Source organism: Acidovorax sp. MR-S7, assembly GCF_000400995.2.
Lineage (GTDB): Bacteria > Pseudomonadota > Gammaproteobacteria > Burkholderiales > Burkholderiaceae_C > MR-S7.
This window is the reverse complement of sequence record NZ_DF238976.1, coordinates 1-1,269: the sequence shown is the minus strand read 5'-3', so window position 1 is coordinate 1,269 and position 1,269 is coordinate 1. Positions and strand designations below refer to the sequence as shown.

General features: G+C 64.1%; 2 protein-coding genes. Both read right to left on the bottom strand.

What is annotated here, in order from left to right:
* Positions 1 to 813 (bottom strand): IS66 family transposase (locus AVS7_RS18865; protein ID WP_024001863.1); only part of this gene is annotated, 813 nt, incomplete at its 3' end.
* A gap of 45 nt (positions 814 to 858) precedes the next feature.
* Positions 859 to 1,269, bottom strand: a 411-nt coding sequence (gene tnpB, locus AVS7_RS18860; protein ID WP_369799124.1) for an IS66 family insertion sequence element accessory protein TnpB, incomplete at its 5' end; no start/stop codon positions are given.

The following is a 1,269-nucleotide window of genomic DNA, read 5'->3' as shown; positions in this document are numbered from 1 at the left end:
CAAGCGCCCCGTCTTGGTCTTGCCGCGCCCGGGCTGCAGCACCGGCACGGGGGTGTCGTCGGCATGAATCTTGGCAGCCGCCAGGGTGTAGCGCCCCAGTGCGGCCACCAGGGGATCAAGCAATTGACCGGCCTGGTCAACCCAGCCGGCCAGCGTTGAGCGGTCCAGCTCAACACCGCTGCGGGCGTAAATGCCGCTTTGGCGGTAGAGAGGCAAATGGTCACAGTACTTGGACACCAGCACATGGGCCAGCAGGCCGGCACCGGCCAGTCCGCGCGCTATGGGGCGGCTGGGTGCGCTGGCCTGGAAGATGGCATGGCACGCCACGCAGGCCAGCTTGGGACGCACATGCCGGATCACCTTGAAGTGGGCAGGCACGTACTCCAGTTGTTCGGAGACATCCTGTCCTATCTTACGCAGTCGAGCGCCACAAGCGGTGCACCCGCAGGACTGGCCATTTGTGTCCTGGTGCGTGTCGCTGATCTCGGGCAGGTGCTCCCGAACATCGCGCGGCAGGTGCGCGGGCAGACTGCGGTCGATCTGCGGGTCATTGGCGGGGGCCGGTGCAGATGCGGCCTTGGCTCGAGTGACCATCGCGGTCTCGCCACCATCGATCAAAGGCATCTGCGCCGACCACTGTTCGCTGGAGGTACCGAATTCGGAGCGAACCCGGCGCAGCAGTTGCAATTTGAGTTTGTCGACCATCAACTTGAGCAGGGCCACCTCGCTGTCGCGCGCCGCGATGATGCGCAGCAATTCGTCGATGTTCTGGGGCGGTTGATGGGGCGTCGGCACGGTTTTGAGTATGCCCAACTCTGCTGTCTCACCTCATCGGGAATGACCCGCAACTGCCAAGCTTTACGCAGCCAGATCGGGACGGTGCGTGCGCGCCGGCATGCGCCAGTCGATGCCTTCAAGCAGCATCGAGAGTTGGGCTGAGGTCAGAGACACGCCGCCGGATGCAGCTTGCGGCCAGACAAAGCGGCCGCGTTCGAGCCGCTTGCACAGCAGCAGCAAACCTTGGCCATCAAACCACAGCACTTTGAGGATGTCGCCGCGCCGGCCGCGAAAGACAAAGACGTGGCCACTGAACGGGTTCTCGCTCAAAGCTCCTTGGACCATTGCCGCCAAACCGTCGAAGCCTTTGCGCATGTCGGTGTGGCCGGCCACGATCCACACCCGCGTGTTCGCTGGCAAACCGATCATGCGCGCACCACGGCCAGCACCGCCTTGAGTTGCTCGGTATCCACTGGGCCGCGCAGACGGATG